Annotated in this window: 6 protein-coding genes and 1 pseudogene; all 7 read right to left on the bottom strand. The window is 47.9% G+C overall.

Going from position 1 to position 5,967, the window contains the following annotated elements:
• Positions 1-66: 66 nt before the first annotated feature.
• Positions 67-894 carry a MotA/TolQ/ExbB proton channel family protein gene (locus Q0546_RS02220; protein ID WP_298790126.1) on the bottom strand — a complete coding sequence of 276 codons (828 nt, stop codon included), beginning with the start codon at positions 892-894 and terminating at the stop codon, positions 67-69.
• 9 nt (positions 895-903) lie between these two features.
• Positions 904-1,728, bottom strand: a complete 825-nt coding sequence (locus tag Q0546_RS02215) for a ChaN family lipoprotein (RefSeq protein ID WP_298058533.1) — start codon at positions 1,726-1,728, stop codon at positions 904-906.
• 83 nt (positions 1,729-1,811) lie between these two features.
• A complete protein-coding gene (locus Q0546_RS02210) occupies positions 1,812-2,465 on the bottom strand; it encodes a thiamine phosphate synthase (protein WP_298790124.1) in 654 nt (217 codons plus the stop codon).
• 49 nt (positions 2,466-2,514) lie between these two features.
• The gene (thiH, locus tag Q0546_RS02205) at positions 2,515-3,648 is read right to left on the bottom strand and encodes a 2-iminoacetate synthase ThiH (RefSeq protein WP_298790127.1); all 1,134 of its coding nucleotides are present in this window, start codon (positions 3,646-3,648) and stop codon (positions 2,515-2,517) included.
• A gap of 242 nt (positions 3,649-3,890) precedes the next feature.
• On the bottom strand, positions 3,891-4,667 hold the full coding sequence (locus Q0546_RS02200; protein ID WP_298790122.1) for a thiazole synthase: 777 nt from the start codon (positions 4,665-4,667) through the stop codon (positions 3,891-3,893).
• Position 4,668: 1 nt separating this feature from the next.
• Complete coding sequence (gene thiS / locus Q0546_RS02195; protein WP_298790120.1) at positions 4,669-4,863, bottom strand: sulfur carrier protein ThiS; 195 nt, start codon at positions 4,861-4,863, stop codon at positions 4,669-4,671.
• Between the two features lie 87 nt (positions 4,864-4,950).
• Positions 4,951-5,967, bottom strand: a pseudogene (locus Q0546_RS02190) (hypothetical protein); the annotation flags it as partial.

Genomic DNA, 5,967 nt, shown 5'->3' with positions numbered 1-5,967 from the left:
ATAATCAAAAGTACAAGCATAACGTCGATAAAAGGCGTTACGTTTATCTCGCTTAGCTCTTCTTCGCTATTCATTTTCCGCAGCCAGTCTATCAAACATCAAATAAATTTGAGAACTAAGCAGCCCTAAACTAGCATTAAATTTAACGCTACACCGCACCAGATAGTTATAAACCAAAACCGCTGGTATCGCGGCTACGAGCCCAAGAGCTGTGGCAAAAAGCGCCTCTGCGATACCGGGAGCCACCACGCTTAGGCTGGCGTTGTCGCTGTTTGCTATACCCACAAAGCTGTTCATTATGCCCCAAACCGTCCCAAAAAGCCCGACAAAAGGTGCGCACGAGCCGATGCTGGCGAGCACTCCAACCCATCCTCTCATCACGTTCGCGAGCGACGATTTTTTAAGATCAAGCCTTTGTTTTACTCGCAATTTCATATTTGCGTCAAATTTGATGCTTTTTTTGCTCTCATCCTCAAGTTCTCTTATAAAATCCGTTGCAAAGCTCTTTTTCTTTAACTTTAAAACCCGCCAATCAGACGCGTCTTTTACAGTGTTTTCGTCAGATTTGAGTCTACAAAATGCCAGCTTAAACTGGATAAATTTGACGATAAAAATCGTCCACGTAATGACGGAAAATAAAATCAAAACGCATATAACAATCTTTACGACTATATGTGCGTTCTTAAAAAGCGAAATAAATGACAAATCTATGCTTGGTGCCTGAGAATTTGAGGCGATGCCGGTCAAATTTTGCTCTTCGCCAAATTTCAAGCCAGCTTGAGATAAATTTACATCAAACGCTACTTGGCTATCGCTCGATTTTTCAAATTCGCTTACGTTATTTTCACCAAACAACAAACAAAAAGAAAAAATAATCACTAAAATTTTAGCCATCTCGTACCTTTATTTAAATTTCCATAGATAATCAGCCTCTTTAGCACTCGTATCATCGCCATCAAAGCCTAAAAACAAAGTTTTAAATTTCTTTTTCGTTTTAAAATCCATAAGATGAAGCGGCACCCCTATGTCCTTTTGGACGTGATACCTCCCAGCTATAAGCAAAGCAAAATTTGCAGATTTATTTACGACGTCGGCCATCCTACGATCTTTGTACTGCTGAGCCTGGACAAGCTTTTGTATATCTTGCTTATTTACGCCTCCGTGCGCTCCGCGGATGATTTTCACGATAGCTTCTTGAACGCTTTTGGATGTGGAAAATTTACCAGATATAGGCTGGGCGCCGGTAAATATCAGCTTTATTTCGTCTTCGCTTAAATTTGCGCACTTGATGTTAGCGCTATAAAATGCTGCTTCTAGCACTCCTTTGTAATGCCTTAACTCCCACATTTTATCATTCCATTTTATAGCTTTTATCAATTCGCCCGGACGAGTTTTTTTATCCAAGCCATCTGCATATTTTTGCTTATCACCTCCAAGCATCTCAAAAGCGACGTCTATGTTTTTATTTTTTGAAAGCGCTTTGATGAGTAAAATTTCTGCCAAATGGTGGTCAAAGTCATCGTGCAGCTCGCCCACCAGTAAAATATCAGCATCTAACACCTCGACAATAAAGTCGTCAAAATCCATCGTCTTATTTGTACTTAGATTGACGATTTTAGCCGTAGCCTTGATATTATCTAGCCTTTGTGGGGTGACTTCATATTTGCCGCTACACCCAACCAAAAATAGAGCAAAGATAAGAAAAATAACAATTTTTAAAGTATTCATTTTTATTCCTATTATCAGTTATTTTAGATAATGACTATAGTATAAAATTTGTTATTAAAGTAGTATTAATCAAAATTAAAAAATTAACTCAAAAATCCCCGCATCATATAGGCTCCTGCCGCGCCCGCCTGCTTGATCTCGCTTAGATTTTTAAAATTTATCCCGCCGATAGCGTAGGTTTTTATGCTTAGATTCTCGCAAATTTCCCGTAAAAACCAAAGCCCCCTGCCTCGCTCTAGCGCGTGAGAAGGCGTATCAAAAATATGCCCCGCCACGACGTAATCAGCGCCTAGCTCCTGCGCCGCTAGAGCCTGGTCTAAAGAGTGTACCGAAACGCCGATTTTGAGATTTTGCGTCAAACTTGACGCGCAAATGCCGCCGCCTCCCTCTTTATCTGGGCGAACACCGTCAAATTTAACCAAATCTCTCAAATTTATAGCAGACTCGCCGCCTGACGCCATAAATTTAGCAAAAGGCAGATGTAGCTCACTCGCACCAAGCCTGCTTGCGGCGTTTGCGTGAGTATGTAAAATAAGCTGCGTATTAGAGCCGCACTCAGCGATGATCTCAAGCGTTTTGCGGGCTAAATTTTCGTATTCATCCTCGGACAGATCGCTTTCCCTCAGCAAAATTTTATCCGCCTTGCCGCTTTGCGCTCCTCGCCTAACGTCCGCGAAAAAATCCTCACTCAAGCGGCGGTTCGTCACCCAAACGAGCTCAAATTTGTCAAATTCCATCGCCATTTACCCCAAAAGCCAAATTTTACGCCCGCAAAAGCGCAAAGTACTAAACGTAAATATGCTCGCTCATCACGGGCTGCAATTTTAGCCCTCGCACGGCGCCTAGTATCTCCTCGACCGAGCGCGCGTCGCTGATCTCAAACTGCTCGTCGCCCTTTTTGGCCTTATCCGAGTGCGTCCCCACGCCAGTGCTAACGCCGGCTGAGATTTTGTTCGCGGCGACTGCGATGACCCCGTCACGAAAGCGCGCCGACTCGCGCGTAGAGATCGTGATATTTGCGTACGGCAAAAAGAGGCGGTACGCGCAGATAACCTGAAACAGTGCCCTCTCGTCGACGTCTCGCGGGCCGACGTGAGCCTTGTTTATCGCGGGTCGCAGGCGCGGGCAAGATAGCGCGATCTCGGCGTGCGGGTACTTTTGCTGTATGAGATGAGCGTGCAGCGCGGTGGCTAGCGCGTCTTTTCTAAAGTCGTCAAGCCCCAAAAGCGCAGCAAATCCGACGCTGCGCATACCGCCCATGAGAGCGCGCTCCTGAGCGTGGAAGCGGTAGGCAAACGAGCGCTTGACGCCGCCTAGATGAAATCTCGCATACGCCACCGGGTCGTAAGTCTCTTGAAAAACCACGACGTAGTCCGCGCCGCAACCGTGCAAAAACGCGTATTCGTCGGCATTTAGCGGATATATCTCGACGCCTACGTTGCTAAAAAGTCTAGACGCCTCCTTGCAAACCTCGCCGATATAGCCCAGGTCGCTTTTTTTCGCGCTTTCGCCGGTTAGGATGAGCACGTCTTTTAGTCCGCTTTTTGCGATATTTGCTAGCTCCGTCGCCGCCTCGTCCGCCTTTAGCCGCACGCGCGAGATCTTATTTCGCGAGCTAAAGCCGCAGTAAACGCAGTCGCTATCACAAAAATTTGAGATATAAAGCGGCGTAAAAAACTGCACCGAGTTGCCAAACTGCCTGCGCGTCCTATCTCGCGCCACCTCCGCCATCTCGTCCAAAAATGTGCTAGCAGCCGGACTTAGAAGCGCTTTTAGGCCATCTACGCTTAGATTTTCTTCGCCAAGAGCGCGCCTAACGTCGCCGGCGTCAAATTTCGCGTAGTCGTAGCCCTCGCGCGCGGCTAATACCCGCCGCATCAGCGTTTCGTCTATGCGCTGCGCACCGTCGGCATACTCCATCACGTCTATATTTTTCAAATATTTCTCCGTTTTTCGTCTAAATTTTGGGCGGTAAATTTGATCGTTTTTAAAGGCTAGGAGCCGTAAATTTTACGCGCACAAACCCGCGCCTTTTCGGCGCTAAATTTAAAACCGCACGAAATCGTCAAATTTAAAATTCGCAGTATTTAACGAGGCAATTTTCATCCTCGCCCGCCTCAAATTTGACACCGTTTTTCATGCCGTCAAATTTAAAGCCAAATTTACTCCAAAAATCCCGTCAGCGGACTCGACGCCCTAGCACTCTCGCTCACATTGCAAAGCCCGGATAGATACGCCAGCCTGCCCGCCTGTATCGCCAGCGCAAAGGCTCGCGCCATCGTTTTTACGTCGCCGGCAGTCGCGATAGCGGTGTTTGCCATCACGGCCGCGCAGCCCATCTGCATCGCCTCGCACGCCTGCGCAGGGCTGCCGATACCTGCATCCACGATCACGGGCAGGTCTATTTCGGCGAGCAAGATTTTAATAAATTCGCGCGTACAAAGGCCTTTATTCGTCCCAATCGGTGCGCCCAGCGGCATCACGCACGCAGCACCCGCCGAAGCCAGATCGCGCGCTACGTTTAGGTCAGGGTACATATAGGGCATCACGACAAAGCCCATGTTTGCGAGCTTTTCGGTCGCTTTTATCGTCTCGTAGTTATCGGGTAGCAGGTATTTGCTATCTCTGATGACCTCGACCTTCACGAGATCGCCGCAGCCGGCCTCGCGCGCGAGCTTTGCGATACGTACGCACTCATCGGCGTTCCTAGCGCCCGAGGTGTTTGGTAGCAGCGTCACGCCCTTTGGGATAAAATCCAAGATATTTTCGATCCCACCCTCGTTCACGCGCCGAAGCGCCAGCGTCACGATCTGCGCGCCCGCCTCGTGCACCGCAGCCTCTAAAAGAGGTAGCGAAAATTTACCCGATCCCAGGATAAAACGCGAGCTAAATTTATGCCCGCCAAGCTCTAAAATATCGTTATTTTCGTCAAATTTCATCTCAACCTCCGCCTACAAAATGCACTATCTCGGCCGAGTCGCCGTCTCTTAGCGTCGTATCAAATTTATCTTTGGGCAAGATTTCGCCGTTTAGCTCAACCGCGATACGCTCAGGCTTTAGCCCCTTTGCGGCGAGCAGCTGCGCTACGGTTTTGCCGATAAATTCACCCCCATCTTTGCCGTTTATTTTTAGCATTTTCTTTCCGTTTTATTAAATTTAGCGCGCCCGTGTGGGTCAAATTTAGCGCCCTAGAGTCGCCGATTATACCTCTTTTTGCTAAATTTAATCCAAATTTTTCATAGCGAGCGTGCAGGCGGCAAGCCCGTAAAATGCGACGCAAAGGCTAACGGCTAGCCCAAAAACGCTAACTGCGGGCGTCTGACTAAAACTAAGCGCAAAAAATGAGATAAAGCTCGTGATAAACGCGGCAAATATCCCAAATACGCGCTCCTGCTGCGACAAGTCCTCGTTTAGCGCAAAAATGAGATAATCTATCCCGACCGCGCTTGCTAAGATAAGCCCGAAAATCGCAAAAATATTTACGTGGACGCCAAGCGCCACAAAACCGCAAAGCACGGCTAGCACGCCAAGCGCGATGACGCTCATAACCAAAAGCGAGCGCGCCGCCCCGAAAAACGCCCACAAAAGCGCAAATGCAACCAAAAACGCGCCGCCCTTGAGTATCGCGGCCCAGACCTTGGCTTCGGTCAAATTTTGATTTAGCGCACCGACGAAACTCACGCTAAAAGCGCCGTTTGCCTTTAAAATTTCATCCGTTTTCTCGCCGCTTGCAAGCCCATCGGCATACACCGCACTACTGTTTGGGCCAGGTAAAAACCGCGCCAAATTTTTTGCCGCGTCAAATTCTAAAATCTCGCTAGCACCGATAGTTTTGGCGTTTGCGATCTTTTCAAGTTCTGACTTTACTAGCTCGCTAGGCAAGCCAAACTGAGCGTAAATTTTAAAAATCTCCTCGTCTTTTGCGGCCTCTTTAAAGATATTTTTTACACTTTCCTGTTCGGCTCGGCTTAGGATAAATTTAGAAATCGAGGCGTAGTCTTTTACGAGATTTGCCTGCTTTAGCTCGCGCATCAGCCGCTTTTCGTCTCCGACCGGGTCACTGCCGCCCTTTAGCACGATGACGGAGTTTTGCGGCGCGGCGCCCGTTATCTCGCTGATCTTTTTAGACTGCTCCAGTAGTTCCGCGGGCGAGCTTGCATAGTCTTTGATCTGCTCTGGTGCGCTTAGGCTTTTAAAATTTATCGCTAAAATTACCGCGCAAAGCGCAAACGCGGCGAG

The organism is uncultured Campylobacter sp. (genome assembly GCF_937997465.1).
GTDB lineage: Bacteria > Campylobacterota > Campylobacteria > Campylobacterales > Campylobacteraceae > Campylobacter_A.
The sequence above is the reverse complement of the archived record's forward strand: the minus strand, read 5'-3'. Positions and strand labels throughout refer to the sequence as shown.